Source organism: Bradyrhizobium sp. WYCCWR 12699 (genome assembly GCF_032144035.1).
GTDB lineage: Bacteria > Pseudomonadota > Alphaproteobacteria > Rhizobiales > Xanthobacteraceae > Bradyrhizobium.
Genome location: NZ_JAVTJN010000005.1, coordinates 197,610 through 214,700, shown reverse-complemented (window position 1 = coordinate 214,700; position 17,091 = coordinate 197,610). Strand labels below are relative to the sequence as shown.

Here is a 17,091-nt window from a genome sequence, read left to right as displayed (position 1 = left end):
GATGCCATAGATTTTAAGATGAAGGGTGGTGTCTTATCTCAACCCTGAAGAACTCTAGGACAGCTAGGACACCTAAGACCGCGGCCTGTCTTACGGCGACTTCTTGAATCTTGCGAACCTAGTACACGCAAGGACCAACTAGGACCATCTCCAACCCAACCATCGGCTCTGTCTCCGAGGTGTCGCACGGACACCGCGGCGGCGGAGCCGTTTCTTTATGAGGAACTAAAGTGGCTAAACCGACCAGAACTCAAATCGACTTCGCCAAAGTGATGACCATGAAACAGCGTGGCGTCCTGCGCTCACTTGTGATGTTTGATTGCTACATGAGTGCTAGTGAGATCGCAGACGAAGAACTGAGAGACATTGTCCGTCATCAACTTGCCCGCTATTCTGTGCAACCTGGCATCGATGGTCGTCTTTCATGGGGCGCCACGGATGCCGGACGGATCATCTCGCGCCTGATTCAAACGGGCAAGTTGTAACGTGGGCGGGTCCCTCTGGAGGCCCCCTCCCCTACGGCACAAACGCGCCCCAAAAACGCTCCAGCGGCAGGACTCGTTTTTTGGGTTGACAGGGTTGACATGTTGACACGTCATCTGGGCTCATCAGATATCAAGGTCTTGCGGGGCAATCGCGCCTACAACTAAGCTAGCACGCCTCCGGCATTAAGAGACGCGTGCGGCGCTGTTGTTATCTGCAGCCGACAACACCCGCGAAAAAGTCGAGAACGCGACTGATGAGGCCAATTCCTTTGTCCATCAACGGAGTTCCTATGAGTTCACCGGCGCAACGAATGGACAATTGCAGCAAACCTATCAGTGCGATTGCGGTTATTCGCAGCAATCCCGTCGACAAGCAGCAGATGTAGTGCATCGTTGCCGAACCAGCAAAAGCAACCAGTCGACGTTTACGCATGTTATTTTCCCTGCCCGTCTAGATCGTCCGACGTCCAGACAGTGGACCGGCGGTCAAGCTGACTCCATTCGCCGAAAGGGGCCGTCGCAAAATGCGAGCCTTGCGCAGGATCTCGTTAGCCTGCCGGAGCTCCCGGTTCTCCCGATCGAGAGCCTTCAGCTTCGCCGCCATGTCGCTCGGAAGGCCGGCCCGCTGTCCGCTGTCCGCTGTCAACCTCGGCCTTCTTGACCCAGTCATGAAGCGTCTGCGGCGTGCAGCCGATCTTGGCCGCAATGGAGGTCACCGCTGCCCAGCGCGGCGCGTGCTCGCTGGCGTGATTCAGAACCAGCCGAACCGCTCGGACCCGGACCTCGCGTGAAACTAGTTCGTTGTCTTGCTCAGCTCCACCTTTCTCAAGGGTTAGAGCCTCCGGCAATCCCGCGTCTGACCATGTAAAGGAGACGATTAGTCGGGTCATTTCGATCTAGTGATCTGGTCACCAGCCTTACGAAGAGATAACCGACTGCGTTCTAGATCGACTTCCCGGCTTAGAACGGAGCTCGACGCGCGCCGATGTCCAAACTGAGCTGTTTACGTTCATTGAACAATACCTCGATCGCGAGGCTTCGACGATCGCTACAAATCAGCATCTAGTATTCGTCGCAAAAGTGGCGGGCAATATTATTGCGGCCTTGGTGACGGCGGCAATCGTTGCCCGGCTCGGCCCCACCTTCCGGAATGGCAATTCGAGAGGATCGCTGATGGGTTAATTGCCTAATCTGCGCGGCGGATAACGATCTCGAGGCCCTGCAAGCAGCTTTGAAGAACCCTGATCGCCAGCAGGCAGTTCTGGCCGCTCTTCTTTTGCTTTCACGTGTTTAGAGGCCCCCGGCTCCGGGCGCGTCTTTCTTTGCAGCTCGTTCAATCTCAATGGAGATCGCAATCACTGGGTGCCTCTGTCTTGACCGTACAACCGCTTGCAATTAGGCTCGTATGTCTCGCGGGGGTGAGAGATGAAGTGGGTCGGGTGCCTGGGCTTTATTGTCCTGGCGGGGTGCACAGCTTTCCCAAGTTCGCCGGAACGGGGAAGGGTGGAAATTCGCAATATCGTCGACTCAATCGAGTGCGAATTGGCCGCCGTTGCCACCAGCGACGATCAAGACCTCGTAGATCGTAGGATCAGAGACTGGACGGCAGCAACGGATCTCGACCTGACTCTGGTGCGCTCATTTGGTGGAGATGGAAGTGCCAAGATCGGCGCGCCTGCGGGGCTTGCTGTTTTGTCAGCAACGCCGAAGCTCGGATTGTCCGATACCGATACAAGAACCAATCACATCAAGTTCGCCAACTCTTTCCAAAAGGCGATCAAGCGTTACCCTGACAATTGCAAAGGGGTTGATCCGTCTGAGACCGGCATGGGCCTGGCTTTTTGGCTCATTGCGAGCATCAAGGCGATCGACAAGGACGATCTCGTCGGAGTGAGCTTCACCAAGCAGTTCGAAATCGTCGTCAGTGCGAGCTCAAGGTTTGGCTATACGCTGGAGCCCGTCACCAATCCAGTTTCTGCCGAAGCGGGACTTGGAGGATCGCATGACTACACAAACCGCTTTACCATTGCGCTGACCCCTCCGCCGCCGCCACCGCTTCCCACGAAGCCTACGCGAGTCATCGTGGTGGGTTGGCAGCAGCCTAAAGCGACCCCGGTGCCTTCGCCTTCGCCTACGCCAAGGCCGACCCCAACTCCTGCACCAAGCCCTGATCTAAACAAGGGAAAAGAACCGGAGATTAAGACCTTCCAGGCGCCGGCGCAGACCGATGCCGATCTAGGTGTGTCGAACCGACCTAAGCGGCCGCGAACGCCTCAAGTCATCCGGCCTGCCCAACCGCAACTTACGCCACGTCAACGTGTCTTGCAGGATCCGGAGCTCAATCAAATGCTTCAACGGAAGTCGCCGGTCATCCTTGCGCCGGAGACCCTCAGATAGGGGTAGCTGAATTGTCGGACTGAACGTTTAGGAGGCCACGCTAAACAGTGCGTGACGTGAGCGCCAGGCGCGACAATTCGCCGCGCGGCTGTCGGTTCATTGGATGCAACGTGAGATTGACAACACCGAAAGCCCGTCAAAGATCGGTAGAGTGATTTCCGAATTGATTGATCTGTTCTTTTGTAGTGGGGACGGCATGTTTCAATACCGTGTCAAAGTTCGCGGCAAGGTCTATTTGTGGGGTGGAGAGGATATTGAGCAGGGATTTCACGAAGAAGCGATTTTAGTACTCCGGGTTGATGAGCTCGGTGAGAGCGTGAAACTATCCTCCAGGAAAAATATAGCTGGCGTGGAAACCACAACGGCTATCGGAACCCTCAAACGAGGTGAGGCCCTCTGCATTGATCTCAATGCGCTTGCGGGCGTATGGGCCGAAGTCGCAAATCCGGCTCTCGATACCAACATCGATTGCATGATTTTACCGAATAGCTAATCAACGAACAACTGACACCGCAGCATTGGAGCGGGAAACCGATGTCGACTGCCGGAAAGATTCGCAGCCTCGTAACGCGTCCCTTTCAATCGAGCGACTTAGCTTTTGAGATACCAGGGGTGCTCGACTGGCAGAACAGCGCTCTCAAGGTTGGCAAAAGACTAGCGCCAGCCGACGTTATCTCGGTTGACGCCATGATCACGCAATTTGCGCAGCGAGCGGGTGATGAGAACAAGTCCGTCACCTACTCGGCGTCAAAAATACAAAGCGACCTAAATGCAAAAGCCGCATTTCGCTTGCGAAATCACCAAGAAGCGATCGGGTTGAGCCAAACGATTTTTCAGCGCGACCAACAGTATTCCAGGGTTTACAAACACTCGACCCAAGTCGCCCAGATTGTGGGCAATGCCACAAACACTCAGCTCGCGCATACACGGAACGTCAAGTCTGCGAACGTTGACCGCTTCTCTGCCGTCGACGCGGCTTATGCGAGCGATCCTGATGTATCGTGGCAGGGCGTAAAGAAGGCCACCCAGACGGTTCATAAGTCCAAGGGCGACGTCGTAAATAAGCTCTACGTAACTCCCGTTGGGATGATGACGCCCACCTATAAGATCAGAGCCTTCCCTCAAGGAGCCGAGTCTCATCAAGAGTTGCAAGAAAGTCGAAATATACCCACTTGGAACAGTCAAAATCAGTGGCAAGAGCTCAATGCAGCGGCGGCCGATGCATCGGGCGCACATCCTCCAGCGTTCTATTCCCAACGCACCATTATCTCGGAAGATGCAAACGAGCGGACCAGCACTAACTTTTTGAACGAATTTTGGCATCCTCGGCTAGAAAATAAGCTGGAATTCGAGCGTCTCCAGTCCGTAGTCGTTCAGGAAGAAGCGCGAAACGCTATCAACGCATTGGGTGTCTCCAGTCTCGAAGCGTCGCTTCGTCGCGAGCTCGAGTTTATCGAGCTCGAGGTCTTGAAGAACCAAGTCAAGCTTCTAAACACCTATTTGCTCCCCTCGTTTCCGGGGGTCATCACCGCGATCTACAAAGACCTGGGTGAACACGTTCAGGCCGGCGAACCGGTGTTGCGCATCGAGAACGATCGTCGTTTGTACCTCTACGGATTCATCCAGCTTCGCGCGTTGCCCGCGATCGACCAGACAGTCACGATCAAATCGAAGATATTCGAGGGGACTGTCGAAAAGACCTACTCAGCGAAGGTCGTCTCTGTCCGCGGTCATAACACTGACGATGACGAGTGGGAACTCCTGCTGGAATTAGACAATCCACCAGGCGCCAATTTCCTTCCGCTGAACTACGGGTTTGACCCGCTGAGCAGCAGCATTTCATTCGATTGACCTAATGACACATTCGACAAATGCTGTTCTTAGCCGCCGCGAGTTCTTGGCACTCTCGGCGCTTGCATCCGCAAGCGCCGTTGTCCCATGGCCCATCGCTGCGCAGAATACAACTGTTGATCCTCCGCTAACGCCGCCGGCGCTTTCGTCCTCACTTAGTCGAGCGGACATCGACTCGATCCATATCGAGTGGGATGCGATCGATCCCAGCTGCGGCGCTCGATTAGAATTAGCAGGGGTTTTTGTTAGCGTTCCAGAAACGCGGACCTTAGACAACGCCGTGTCGGGCGTGACAATCAGTGGGTTGCCGTCCCACTCCCTGTATACGATCCGTTCGAAGTCGGTTTGTTCACAAGGGGAGAGTGATTGGTCGGCTCCACTATTGCTGTGTACTGGCCTGCCTATGCCAACTGGACTCGCGGCGGATGTACTACCCGCGGGCGGAGGCGCGAACCTGGCGTGGGACGTCAAATTCGGCCGGGTTGTGCTCAACACTGAGACATTGGGCGTTCGGATTGTGCGGGATCGCGGAGGACAGAAAGCCAAAGTGCTCGAGGTTCAACCGACTGGCGTCCTTACGGGTCGTCACTTTGATTGGACGTTCGGCCCCGGCGACACATACCAGCTCCAGGTGTACGGAATAGATTTGTCCGACACTGGTAAGTTGCTGGATTCCGAATTTGGCTTTGCTACTCAATCTACTCTGCTTTCAGGATTACCTCCCGGCCGCATAGCCGACCGGTTACCTATGGTGCCTTCAATGGGGCTCGCTCGTTGGAATGGGTTCTAGGAGCAACCAATGCCAAGGGAGCGTGAACCTCGGGAGCGTGCGGAGCGACCTTCGCGGGAAGCTCGCGGCGAACGTGCCGTGCGCGAACCACCTGCGCGCGAGCGGCCAGAACGACCACAGCGTCAGAACGAACGCCCCTCCCGACCGGAGAGACGGGAGCCAGCTGTGCGGGAAGCACCATCACGGCGCGAAGCAGGCACGTTTAGGGAGCGTAATTTCGCAGAACGTCATGAGCGTCCGGCGCGTGAGATTGCGCGTTCGGATCGTGGGCCTCGTGCGAATGACCGGCAGGGCAGGGAAGCTAGAGGGCAGGACCGTCGGTCAGGCGATCGCCACGAGACACGCTCTCATGAGCGGAACCATAGTCGCCGGGCTGAGGATGCTCCTCGGGAATCATCAGAGGGTCGAAGGCGCGAGCAGCAGAGATCTAGGGATGCGCGAGTCACCCAGCGACCTGATCGCCAAACGGCCCCCAACCGCGATGCCCGTTCGGGTTCCACACGGCAGGCCATCGACTATCGCTCCGTCGATCACCGCTCGACTCGCACGAATTACAAAACCGGCACGACGGAGAAGTGGCACGTCAATATCAAGACTGAGAACGGACAGACTACTGGTACCGTGGAGAGAACTGTTACCACCAGGGATGGACGAACTCGGACTGATCGCTTAACCATCAGCGGGCGCCAGGGGCACGAGGTAATACGAAATTCTCGAGGCGAAGTTATTTTCCGTGCGGATAGGTCCGCGCCAACAAGGGGAGCGGAGCCGGGTCATTTCTCAGAGTTTGGCCCGGGCATGAGAAGCGTCGATAACCAGCGTATCGAGCTTCCGCGTGATCAGAGTCCGCGGAGCCCGCGTAACTATCCGCACAAAGATCCGCCCAACAAGCCAGAAGCAAGGCAACCGGATCAGCCGCCGCCGCGCGAGCGACAGCAGGCTCCCGAGAGAAACGTGGATTTGCGTCCGGAGCGTCCCCCACCTGGAGAAAGAGACCGGCTGGACCGGCCGCCCCGCCCTGAATCGAGACCACCCAGGCAGGAAGAGCATCCTGAGACGCCTAATCCATGGCTTCCGGTATTCGAATCTCAAGGCGCGCAAGCCGCATGGGCTGGTATGGTTCGCCGTATTTATACTACGAGCGTTTCTGGCCTAGACGTGGATGACGGCTTCCAAAGAACCCTGTTTAAGGGCATCGCTCGAACGTTTACGCCAAGGATGTTTCCCGTCGAATTTTCTCGCCCGGATCTAGGACCTGCCCCACATCCACTGGGGTATGTGGCAGAGCTATTTCCTGAAGGGATGGGCGAGCCTGTGGGACGCGCCAACTTCACTAATCCATCCTATAATGCATTCGGATCTGCCTTAAGATGGGGCGGGAGCGCGTTGCTCGTGGTCAGCGCGGGCTTTGAGATCGCTCAAGTCTCTCAATCAGACAACAAGGTCCGCGCAGCAACTGGCGCCATCGGCGCATTCGGGTCGGCCCTTGCGGGAGGCATAGCTGGTGCCGCTGCAGCAGGCGCAGTGGCCGGATCTATCGTTCCTGGGATTGGTACGATTGCTGGTGGCCTAGTGGCACTTGGCGGCTCGGTGGCCGTAAGCTACTTCACGGGCAAGGCTGGCCGCCAACTGGGATACGAGGTTTACGATTCTCTCTCCGGCGCGGACGAAAAGTGATGTTAGCAGCAAAAGCGCCAACCCTGGCGCGTTTAACATAACGAAGATTATGCGAGCTTAAGTCTTTGATTTGGCGTCTGTGTGTTGGTGCTAGTCAGGCGAAATCTTGAACCGGCGCGAAATTTTGTTACAATACAATCGTCGGTAGCCAGAAGCTACGACGGAATGGGGGGGACAATTGGCGGCGCACGATCCTCGCAAGGTTTTGGAAAGCCTTCGTAATCATCTGACACAACCTGAAGCGAATATCGCCTTTTTGCTGGGCGCGGGGACATCATGCGCGGTTCGTATACCGGTTACAACCATCGGCGCTGCCGAGCAGCAGCAAGGCGAGCCCAAAACCCGGTCGCTTATCCCGAACGTCGCCGAACTGACTGAAATCTGCGTTAAAGAGATACGGAAACTGGATCCTGACGGTGAGGCGAAGAGGTTTGGTCTCGCCTATGACGCGATCGAGAAAGAGATAAAGCCACCTCATCGAGCGGCAAATATTGAAGATATTCTATCCTGCGTTCGCCGAAAGCTCCATGCAATCGGGGCTACGGACACATTGTCCGGCCTGTCCTCTGATGATCTTGGGCGGTTAGAAAAAGTCATTCGAGCCACGATAGCTGCACAAGTAAACCCAGATCCCACGAGCTTCCCAGCTAAGCTGCCCCATGAAGACTTCGTGCGTTGGATCGCACGTATGCCGCGGTCGCAGCCGATAGAGATCTTCACGACCAACTACGACATTCTCGTGGAAACGGCTTTGGAAGCCGAGAGAGTGCCCGCCTTCGACGGCTTTGTCGGGTGCAATCGACCATTTTTCTCCCACGATAGTTTGACGAGACCTGAGAGTGCGCCCGGCCCTGCATGGACACGGCTTTGGAAAATCCATGGATCGATCAACTGGAGATTAGACACCATTGGAGGTCGGCAGCGGGTTGTCAGGACCGAGCCCCACAATGAAGGCGAAATGATACTTCCCTCTCATCATAAGTATGATGAATCGCGCAAGCAGCCCTACACGGCGCTATTGGATCGTCTCACGCGTGTCCTTGAAAGAGACGACGCCATCTTGTTTGTGTGCGGCTATAGCTTTTCTGACGATCACATCAACGCAATAATCTTTGACGCATTAGAAGCAAAGCGCAGGCCGCATGTCGTCGCGATGCAGTATGCCGAAGTGGAAGCCGGATCGGTTCTGGCCGACCGAGCCAGCCGCTATCTCAATCTCATGGCGCTTGGACCGCGTACCGCTCATATAGGCGGACGGCACGGGGGGTGGCGGTTGGGCGAGCTGCGGGGAGCGTCCCATATTGCCAGAGCATTCGACCTCGACGCAGCGCCTGAAGGCGAGCAGCCTACCGGCGATGGGACCTTCCGACTCGGAGACTTTGCTCGTTTCGCTGAATTCTTAGGTGCTCTTACGAGGCCTGATTGACGTGCCCAGCTCTGATCCAACATATGTAGGCCAGGTTGCGTCGGTCGCGGGCGGCGTTTTAAGAGTCAGGCTACGTAGCGACTTGCCGACCACGCTTGTGCTTGTAGAAGGCGAATCGTATCGCGTAGGGCAAATCGGTGGTTTTTTCCGGATTCCAGTTGGGTATACCCAACTTTACGCTGTTTGCTCGCAAGTTGGTGCTGACGCCGCTCCACCGACAGCGGTTGGGGACCTGGCTCTTGAGCGAGATCTCGCTAAAGACGAAAGCTTGGCAGGCTACCGGTGGATGACCATTGTACTTTTTGGTGAGTCCACGGGAGGCCTCTTCGAACGCGGTGTAGGCCAATATCCGACCGTCGGAGATGAAGTCCATTTTGTAACCGCAGCCGACCTCGCGGTCATATATGGCCGATCTCATTCGACCACGGGCATTACCGTCGGTACAGTCTCCTCCGCGAGCGGGATTTCCGCAACACTCGATCTGAACCGGTTCGTGAGTAGACACTGTGCGATCGTGGGCTCCACGGGCGCAGGAAAATCAAATCTTGTCTCCGTGATTTTGGAGGCTGTCAGTTTAAGCCAATTTCCCTCTGCCAGAGTTTTAGTTATCGATCCACACGGAGAATACTCGAAAGTCTCTCCAGGGCGATCTAGAGTCTTTCGCGTGTCTCCAGCCGATGGCGAACACGACTTGGTCGTTCCATACTGGGCACTGCCTTTCGACGAATTGCTCGCGATTACATTCGGAGCGATGTCGCCAACGAACGAGGCCGTCGTTCGCGACATGGTCCAGGAGATGAAGCGGACCTCAGCCAAGCTCCTAGCGAATCCGCCTCCTGCCGAGGCGATTACGGCCGATACGCCCATACCGTTCAGCATTCGAAAATTGTGGTTTGAACTCGATGATTTCGAGAGGCAGACGTTTAAGACAGAAGCGGGGCAGCGTGTTCTGACCAAAGTGGAGGAGCAAGGCGACCCAGAAAAGCTGATCTCAAATACCTATCCGCTGCACGGGCCCGGGGCGAAGGAGCCATTTAAGAATCCTGCGCCTCGCGGGATCGGTCGTCAACTTGAGCTTGCTCGTAGCCGCCTGACCGACTCTCGGTATGCATTCCTGTTTAATCCCAAAGGCGGATACGCTCCTGATCTGGCTGGTAAGGTCGCGGCGGATATCGACGGCCTGGTGGCGTCGTGGGTAGGACACGACAAACCTCTGTCCATCATCGACGTCTCAGAGTTGCCCTCGGACGTCGCCACGGATGTGGTGGGACTTCTCTTGCGAATTGTTTATGACACCCTGTTTTGGGCCAGTTCGCTCGCAGTCTCGGGGAAGTCTCAGCCGTTGCTGTTGGTCGTTGACGAGGCGCATCGATTTCTTCCGGAGGGTGGATCCAGTAGCTGTCAAAGGATTCTGACCCGGATAGCGAAGGAAGGCCGCAAGTACGGCGTTGGGCTGACCGTTGTCACGCAACGCCCCAGTGAGATTGACACCACTATCATTAGTCAGTGTGGCACTATGATCGCACTTCGAACGACGAACCCAAGCGACAGAAGCCGCGTAGCCGCCGCCTTTCCCGATGATTTGGGCGGTCTGGTGGATCTGTTACCGTCTTTACGTACCGGAGAGGGCCTGTTTGTAGGAGAAGCAATGTTCGTCCCTTCGCGGGTCCGAGTGTGGCTTACTCAGGCACCCGAGGGGGGCGCGGATCCCAACGTTAGAACGGCGTGGGCTAACGACCCCCGGCCAGATCCCAAGCAATACGCGCAGGCTCTGCGGAACTGGCGACATCAACTCAAGGGCTAGCCCATGGACTTCGTCTACGTGGATTCAAGCAGTGTGGACCAAATCGCCTATGACGAAGAGCAGGGTGAAGCGCACGTGATTTTTAAGCGCGGCGCCTATTACATCTACAGCGGCGTGACTCAGGAAGTCTGGGAGCGATTCCGGGATTCCACTTCCAAAGGCACCTTCGTGAACGAAGAGTTTCGAGCGAAAGGCTACATGGTCCGAAGGGCGTGAGCTTTGCTCGCAACGAATTTCGTGCTACGATGCTAAGGCATTGATTTTATTCGCATAACATAGATTATGAGATGTTTTTGGACCGGCACAGGATGCTATGGCAATTTGGACATACACGACTTCGCGAAGCGGATCGCTAAACCGAGACTTCTATAGAGCGGACAAGTGTCCCTATTGTCGGACAGACATCACAACTCTCGAAGAACTCGGTGACGTACACTCGGGCAAAGACGGCTTCGACTCCGACTTCAGAGGCGTCGCGTGCGGTGTTTGTGGGTGGTGGCTAATCAAGCTGTACAGAATTAATAACAATCCGCCGGCCGACCAAGAGGATGGATCCGGACCGGACTTCGTCCACGGTTGGAGTTGGACTCACGCTACACTTCGAGAATTCGACGTAGCTGACATCTCGACGCCCATTGAGGACGTCCAGGATTACCTGCTTGCAAAGTACGATAAGCGCTTCGACGTGGCGCCGCGTTTGATGGAAGAAACGGTCGGAAGTATTTTCCGAAACATGGGCTGGGACGTCGTGGTCACCTGCTATTCGAATGATGGAGGCATCGATGCGATTTTAACGAAAGGTACGGAAACGGTTGCCGTCCAGGTCAAGCGATACAAGAATACTATTGGTGTCGAGCAGATCCGCGAGTTTACGGGCGCGCTCGTTGCTGAGGGGATCACGTCAGGCATTTTTGCGACAACCTCCACGTTTTCGAAGGGCGTGAGAGACCACGTCGAAAAGGTCAGCAAAAGGATGATCCAGATTGAGCTCCTGGATGCGCCACGTCTTTACGACGCTCTAAAAATTGGCCGCCGAGAAAAGCTCAAATCGATCAAGGAAATTTTCGAGATGATGGAGTTTCAGACGATCTTCGATAGCGACGGCGTAAACAGGGAGTTGCTGAACCGATACTTCGTGAGCGAGGGCGAGTTCTCAGTCATCGATCTGCAGCCTTGGAAACGATTCATATGACAGCTTGCGGCGATTGGCCCACATTTGCTGCAGTCTCTTGGCCGCCAGCCAGACAACGGCACCTGACCTATGTGGCGCTTAAGGTTTGATTAGCGATTGCGCCATTGAACCGCCTCAAACTGAGCCTATCTTCAAGTTGAGTTTAGCGAAATACGCGCGGCGTGTTGGGGGACAAGCCCACAAACTTAAACCCCTGCTTGCTGGCCTGCTGTGTGATGGCGCGTACCGAAAGGGACCCTCACGCACTAGACAAGGAGAGCGCTCATGGGCGTCTTTCTGCATCTAGAAGCCAGCCAGCCGAACGGAGCGACGTATCGTCTCGGCCTTGGATGCTTCGTGCATCCGAATTGGGCTTCGATGATGCTTCTGCTTCATAGGCTGTTCTAACGGAACGGGCACCTCATCTCTGAGGTGCCCTTTTCGTTTTAGGTGGTCATGCCGGCCAAGGCCGGTCGGAACGCCTCAAGGGGCCTGCGACTCGGCAGTTCAAATCCCTTCGGCATCGTGATTGTCGACTTATCACGATCCCTTTTGCAGGTGATCGATAGCAGACCGGCCTCGTACCTTCTTCGCTTCGGATTGTCGTGCTCGTTGGCCAGCTTGCAGATTGCGGCCAAGGCGGCGGGCTGGAAGAAGTCCTCCACTTCCCGAAGCGTTTCAAGGACGGCTTCAACCCGCTTTGCAAGACCATCCATCTTCATGCGGATGGCGCCGATCGTTGCCGCGACCTTTTCTGGCTCTCCTGCGAGGACAACTGAAGCGGCCGCAAAATCCGCCATTAGGCGGCTGAACTCTTGCCGCACGTCGGTGCTCGAGGCGCAAAGCCGCTTTGGCAGAGCTGCGCCGATCACGCGCCAATCCATGGCGGCAGCGGCCGGAAGCGTGTCATACACCCAGGGCATTTGGGTCTCGAGCTGACCGCGAAGCCGGTTGAAGTGCTTGAATACGTCCGAGCTGGAGATGGAATTTAGATAGGCGATAAAGGGGTTCACTGCGGAGCGGATCTCGCGTACTCGCTTGAGCGCATCTTGCCGAACCACGGCCGCATCGAAGTCGGCGGTGTACCTATCGAAGTCCTCGCCGTAGATGGTGCCGGCGCAGATCCAGCCGACCAAGAAGCGCGCCTCTCCTTTCCGCATGACGAAGCCGGCCAGGTGTTGATGATGGCCGTGGACGCAGGAGAACTTCTCCCTGTCCGATTTCCGAAGGTCGTATTTGTACTCGACGTAAGGCTCCTCGTCGCCGGGCGGTATCTCGTAGACGAGGCTTGGTAGGTTTTCCGGGTCATCCGTCATCAACTCCGTTTCGAGGAGCTGGTCATCGCTCAATGTTTCCCAATGGCGCCGCGTTTGGCGGGCCTGCGGCTTCAACATCAACTCTCCTGTTGTTGGTTGCGCGAGTCGACTCAGTACTTAGGGCATTATAGCAGTTCGCGATTTCTTCTTTTCGCCTCGTCGCCGGTCATCCCGCTATTCACAAAGGTGATGTTCGCGAGTAGCAGCCGCCGTCAGGGGTCCAGACGAGCGGCAGAGCCGCCCTGGACGGCGGGCTGTTATCGGCGCAAGGAGGCTGGCCATCGCAAATGCCGAATTCTTGGCTTTGCTGCCGACGAGCTTTTCCATCGAGAAGGACCGCTTGCGCGGTGAATCCAGTGGTCTCGATGCGCCCCTGCCCTCGCCCGAGCTCCATTCGTCCGCCGCCCAGGTCATCGCGTTGATCGGGAGGGGCTGAGGACGTTGCGCCGGGCTGCTGGCCACTTGGCCGGCGAGCAAGCCGGCGCCGTGCTCAGAACTCACGTCAAGATGGTCGCTTACTTGCCTGTCGCGCCCATCGTCGGCGGCCTCGCCGGCGGTGACAAAATGATGGGTCAAGCCGTCAGGGGAACGTTGGATCGGATGCGGACATTTGCGAAAGCCACGGTGCCGGTGTGTACCTGCAGGCCGATGAACCCGGAATCCGGATCCTCGCTCCTCATGCGCCCGCGAAAGCGCTCGTTGGGGTCGGTAGGATCGGCCGTGAACTTCGTGGATGGTTGACCGTTGAGCATAACTTCATACGTTCGATCAGTCACGGTGATGTCGAAGCTGTGCCACGTGCCGGCCGCGAGCCTCTGGCCGTTCGTATAGTTCTGCTGCCCTGGCGAGGTACCGATCGTCTTAACCTTGTATATCGCACCCGTGCGGTTGAAGAGAAAGCCGTCGAGTTCTCCCTTACGCGTGTCGCCCCGCGCTTCCTCGTCGATCTGAACCTCATAGCCCGTGTCGACCGCAACAGTAGCGAGATTGCCTGGAACGTCGGGCCCGGGCGTCCCCGGCGACTCGGGCAATTTCGGATTGCGGAAGCGCAGGAACACCCCCGAATTGTCGTTGCTGCTGCCCCGCGGATGCGGAAGGCAGAAGTCGAGCCGGAGGGTGAAATCGTCGAACTGTTCGGCCGCATAGTAAAGGAGCCCGATGCCGTTCGAGTCGGGCTGCGCGATGAGGGTGCGCCGGACAAAAGCGAAATTCCCGCCGCCCACTCGATTCCACTTGGCAAAGAGATCGGTGGATTTCTCCGTACCATCGAACAAATAACGGAAGCCAGTCTCGGCGGCCGCAGCCGGCGGCGGCGGCAGCAAGTGGTCGCCGAGGCGCCTGGCGAGCGCGATGCCCGTCAGCATCGGGTTTGGCGAACCGATCGTTGGAAACAGGGCGGGCCCCACCACATAGGCGTTTTTGATGCCGTGAAAGCGGCAATTTGCGTTTGTGACGGACGCGGTCGGGTCGTCCCCCATGCGCAATGTGCCCGCTTCGTGGTGCGTCGAGCCGAGCGGATCGCGCCGCCCGTTCGGGTGCTGATCGCGCCGCATGTGAGGAATGACGGCCGCAGCGCTCGTCGCATCGGCGCCGAGCTGCACGCCCGCGCCCGTGACGGGATGCAGGAAGTCGACCTTGTGGCCGTTTGCAAAGGCCACCGCGAGTTCGTCGGATGCCTTGTCCATGGCCTCCCAGAGTTGCTCGTCCTTCGGGTTCGGTTGCAGGTTCACGAAGGCCTTGCGTTCGCCGTAGTCGACTTGACCGGGGTCGAGATCAAGCGTGACGTTGCTCGCGGCGTTGTCCGGTTGCATCTCGCCGATACCCCGAATCGTCACGATGACATGCGAATCTGAGGCATTCAGATGTTGCTGGAGGGTATCGATGTCGGGGACCTTCTGAAATAGCTCCGCCTCCGAATTGGATCCCGCATTGCCGAGACCCGACGCGGTGATCTGGAAATGGAAGTGGCCGAAAGTGCCGTCCGGGTTGTTGTCCGCCCCCAGGAACTGATGTCGGCCCTTGAGCAGCAGCGCAGAGGTTTGCAGCGTTTTCACGCTGGGAGAAATGGCGCTGAATGCCTCGCGTGGCACACGCAACGTGACGTTGGAACGTAAGTGAGCCATGAGGTTCGTGCCGATCCGACCGTCGGCTCCGAAGGACGAGAGAGCAAGCCGCGTGCTCTCGATGGTACCGAGGGCCACGATCACCTTCGCATCGGGCGAGAGCGGAATGCGTCCGCGCTCGGTGATTACACCATCGACACGCAGGCCATCCGGATCGTTGGTCACGCTCAATCGCGACACGTGGCAACGCGGCACGATCATCAAGCGCTTGCGCACGTCATCCCCAGGCGCTTCACTGAAGGCCCCCCTCGCCGCCTTGATTAGCAGCGGCACCGCGCTGAATTTGTTGAGCGGGAAGAAGCCCGAGTGTTCGGGCCGCGCCTGGACGGCGAGCGGTGCTTCCAGTTTCAGCTTGTTGCGCATCTCGGCCTCGATCTGCTGGCTCTGGGCCGGATCCGAGGGCGGGTTAGGTGGCGTAAGTCCCAGAAGACTGGCGAGATCATCTAGGGTGGGCGGCGTATCGAGAATTTCTACCGGCGGGGCCTCCGGCAGAGCGGCAAGGTCGACGGCGCCGGAAATCCGATTGGCGATGATCGCGCTGTAGAGCTGCTCGCGCATTCCGTGATGCAACTCTCCGAAGATGTAGTCATTCGTCGCCGTGACGCCGATCTGCTGTCCGGATTGGCGGAAGTAGCCGTTGTCGCCGTTCGGCAGCTTCTTCGCGTTGAGGTCGTCCAGCACGGCTTGCGGCCAATCGGTGCGGGTCTCCGTATCGAGTAGCCGCGGAGACCACCCGCCCCACCAGATCGAGCGGCCGCCGACGCAGTAGGCCAATCCGGATGCGGCATAGCCGAGTACAGGGGCGGCGTTCCACGACAGTCCCCAAACCTCTCGACCAAGGTTGATCGACGGGAGGTTCTGCATGTGCTCCGCAAGCAAAATCGGTCCAGCTTCGAGGACAAGGATTCGTTCGGACCGGCCGGAACTGCGGAACCTCAGATGCTCTGCGACGGCAGAGCCGAACGTGCCCCCGCCGATCACGACGAAATCGAACGGCCGCATGTCGCCACGAGCCGGCAAGGGATTGCCTTTGATGTCCCGGGCGTTGGCGCGATAGGCCGGATCAGAATTGGCGAGGGCTTCGTCGAAAGTGTTGCAGACGTAGCGCCCCAGCACGTCCAGAGCGAAGTCGGTTGGTTGCGAGGCCGAGCCGATATTCATGGTGGACTCCAATCCCGGGCTTCGCGCTCACATTGGGACCGACGGCGTAGGCCCTCACTTCTTATAGATGCACAGCGACGTTCCTGACGTGAATTAGTTCACAATGCCGATTAAAGGTTGTTTCCGGCGCGCAAGTGCCAATTGAGGGGCACCGAAGATGTGGATCGCCTTCCCGGCGTCCTACTGTGGCGGAAACACCGGACAATCTGCCGGCGAGGCAAAAGGTGCGCGAGATGCAGGCGGCGATCAGACACGTCGATTGACCCGGCGAAAGAACATACGTCGGCAAGTTGGGCATGCGCAGCCGAAGCTGTCGGGCCGCCGATCTGGGATCTCGTCGAGAGTTAGATAGCGCGCGATAAGATCAGTCGCGCCGGCGCGTGCTTCGACTATTGGCATTCAGCAGTAATGCGGCTTCGCGCCACGCTCAACAATCTAAAATACTCTCATCAGCCGACGGAGCCGGGGGCGCGCAAGATTAGATCGGATGCGCCCCCTGCTCTTCTAGCAATCTGACGCTCGTTTTTCAGACGGTGCGGCCTCGGCTCCTCCGGCCGTCGCCTTCTTTGATTGTTCGGTAGGCGCAGGACGGGTCTGCTCGACCGTGCCCGCCGTCTTGTCCGGCTGCTGTGCGGATGGTGCTGGCTTGGTCATCGTTGATTGCTCGGCAGCAGTGGGCTGACTCTGCATCTGGCGTTGCGCGTCTTCCGACGAAGTTGCGGCATGCTCTGAGGCTTTGCTCATCGACGATGTCGGCGGATGCTGCGTGGAATCAGTTGCCGTGGAGCCAGTAGTTTGCCCGCTATAACCTGGGACATTCCCTGACCCTGCATCGCGACTTGCCGTGTTACATGGACCGGCATACGCAGACGAGACGCTGACACCGAGCA

11 protein-coding genes and 1 pseudogene are annotated in these 17,091 nt (G+C 57.5%); 8 read left to right on the top strand and 4 right to left on the bottom strand.

Going from position 1 to position 17,091, the window contains the following annotated elements:
- Nucleotides 1-230: 230 nt before the first annotated feature.
- Complete coding sequence (locus tag RPS27_RS05720) at nucleotides 231-485, top strand: hypothetical protein (RefSeq protein ID WP_313753924.1); 255 nt, start codon at nucleotides 231-233, stop codon at nucleotides 483-485.
- A 529-nt stretch (nucleotides 486-1,014) separates the two neighbouring features.
- Here the strand turns inward: RPS27_RS05720 and RPS27_RS05715 are convergent.
- Nucleotides 1,015-1,299 (bottom strand): annotated as a pseudogene (locus RPS27_RS05715) (transposase); the annotation flags it as partial.
- Between the two features lie 689 nt (nucleotides 1,300-1,988).
- On the opposite strand from RPS27_RS05715, the gene RPS27_RS05710 reads away from it, so the two are divergent.
- From RPS27_RS05710 to RPS27_RS05680, 7 genes are all read left to right on the top strand, one after another.
- On the top strand, nucleotides 1,989-2,882 hold the full coding sequence (locus RPS27_RS05710) for a hypothetical protein (protein ID WP_313753923.1): 894 nt from the start codon (nucleotides 1,989-1,991) through the stop codon (nucleotides 2,880-2,882).
- Nucleotides 2,883-2,985: 103 nt separating this feature from the next.
- The gene (locus RPS27_RS05705; protein WP_313753922.1) at nucleotides 2,986-3,375 is read left to right on the top strand and encodes a hypothetical protein; all 390 of its coding nucleotides are present in this window, start codon (nucleotides 2,986-2,988) and stop codon (nucleotides 3,373-3,375) included.
- A gap of 41 nt (nucleotides 3,376-3,416) precedes the next feature.
- Complete coding sequence (locus tag RPS27_RS05700; protein ID WP_313753921.1) at nucleotides 3,417-4,733, top strand: HlyD family secretion protein; 1,317 nt, start codon at nucleotides 3,417-3,419, stop codon at nucleotides 4,731-4,733.
- A 2,645-nt stretch (nucleotides 4,734-7,378) separates the two neighbouring features.
- Nucleotides 7,379-8,626, top strand: a complete 1,248-nt coding sequence (locus RPS27_RS05695) for an SIR2 family protein (RefSeq protein WP_313753920.1) — start codon at nucleotides 7,379-7,381, stop codon at nucleotides 8,624-8,626.
- A gap of 82 nt (nucleotides 8,627-8,708) precedes the next feature.
- Complete coding sequence (locus tag RPS27_RS05690) at nucleotides 8,709-10,430, top strand: ATP-binding protein (RefSeq protein WP_313753919.1); 1,722 nt, start codon at nucleotides 8,709-8,711, stop codon at nucleotides 10,428-10,430.
- 3 nt (nucleotides 10,431-10,433) lie between these two features.
- The gene (locus RPS27_RS05685) at nucleotides 10,434-10,646 is read left to right on the top strand and encodes a KTSC domain-containing protein (RefSeq protein ID WP_313753918.1); all 213 of its coding nucleotides are present in this window, start codon (nucleotides 10,434-10,436) and stop codon (nucleotides 10,644-10,646) included.
- 97 nt (nucleotides 10,647-10,743) lie between these two features.
- Entirely contained in the window at nucleotides 10,744-11,622 is an 879-nt protein-coding gene (locus RPS27_RS05680; protein WP_313753917.1) for a restriction endonuclease, read from the top strand.
- Between the two features lie 425 nt (nucleotides 11,623-12,047).
- On the opposite strand, the gene RPS27_RS05675 is transcribed toward RPS27_RS05680, so the two are convergent.
- The 3 genes from RPS27_RS05675 to RPS27_RS05665 form a co-directional block, all read right to left on the bottom strand.
- Nucleotides 12,048-12,995: a hypothetical protein gene (locus tag RPS27_RS05675; RefSeq protein WP_313753916.1), complete on the bottom strand. Its 948-nt coding sequence runs from the start codon at nucleotides 12,993-12,995 to the stop codon at nucleotides 12,048-12,050.
- A gap of 494 nt (nucleotides 12,996-13,489) precedes the next feature.
- Nucleotides 13,490-16,201 carry a family 16 glycoside hydrolase gene (locus RPS27_RS05670; RefSeq protein ID WP_313753915.1) on the bottom strand — a complete coding sequence of 904 codons (2,712 nt, stop codon included), beginning with the start codon at nucleotides 16,199-16,201 and terminating at the stop codon, nucleotides 13,490-13,492.
- Between the two features lie 504 nt (nucleotides 16,202-16,705).
- Complete coding sequence (locus tag RPS27_RS05665) at nucleotides 16,706-16,945, bottom strand: hypothetical protein (protein WP_313753914.1); 240 nt, start codon at nucleotides 16,943-16,945, stop codon at nucleotides 16,706-16,708.
- Nucleotides 16,946-17,091: the final 146 nt, after the last annotated feature.

Coding starts and splice junctions, on each gene's coding strand:
- RPS27_RS05665 (WP_313753914.1), bottom strand. CDS start 16,945: ATGAGCAAAGCCTCAGAGCATGCCGCAACTTCGTCGGAAGACGCGCAA.
- RPS27_RS05680 (WP_313753917.1), top strand. CDS start 10,744: ATGGCAATTTGGACATACACGACTTCGCGAAGCGGATCGCTAAACCGA.
- RPS27_RS05705 (WP_313753922.1), top strand. CDS start 2,986: ATGCAACGTGAGATTGACAACACCGAAAGCCCGTCAAAGATCGGTAGA.
- RPS27_RS05685 (WP_313753918.1), top strand. CDS start 10,434: ATGGACTTCGTCTACGTGGATTCAAGCAGTGTGGACCAAATCGCCTAT.
- RPS27_RS05700 (WP_313753921.1), top strand. CDS start 3,417: ATGTCGACTGCCGGAAAGATTCGCAGCCTCGTAACGCGTCCCTTTCAA.
- RPS27_RS05675 (WP_313753916.1), bottom strand. CDS start 12,995: ATGTTGAAGCCGCAGGCCCGCCAAACGCGGCGCCATTGGGAAACATTG.
- RPS27_RS05670 (WP_313753915.1), bottom strand. CDS start 16,201: ATGAATATCGGCTCGGCCTCGCAACCAACCGACTTCGCTCTGGACGTG.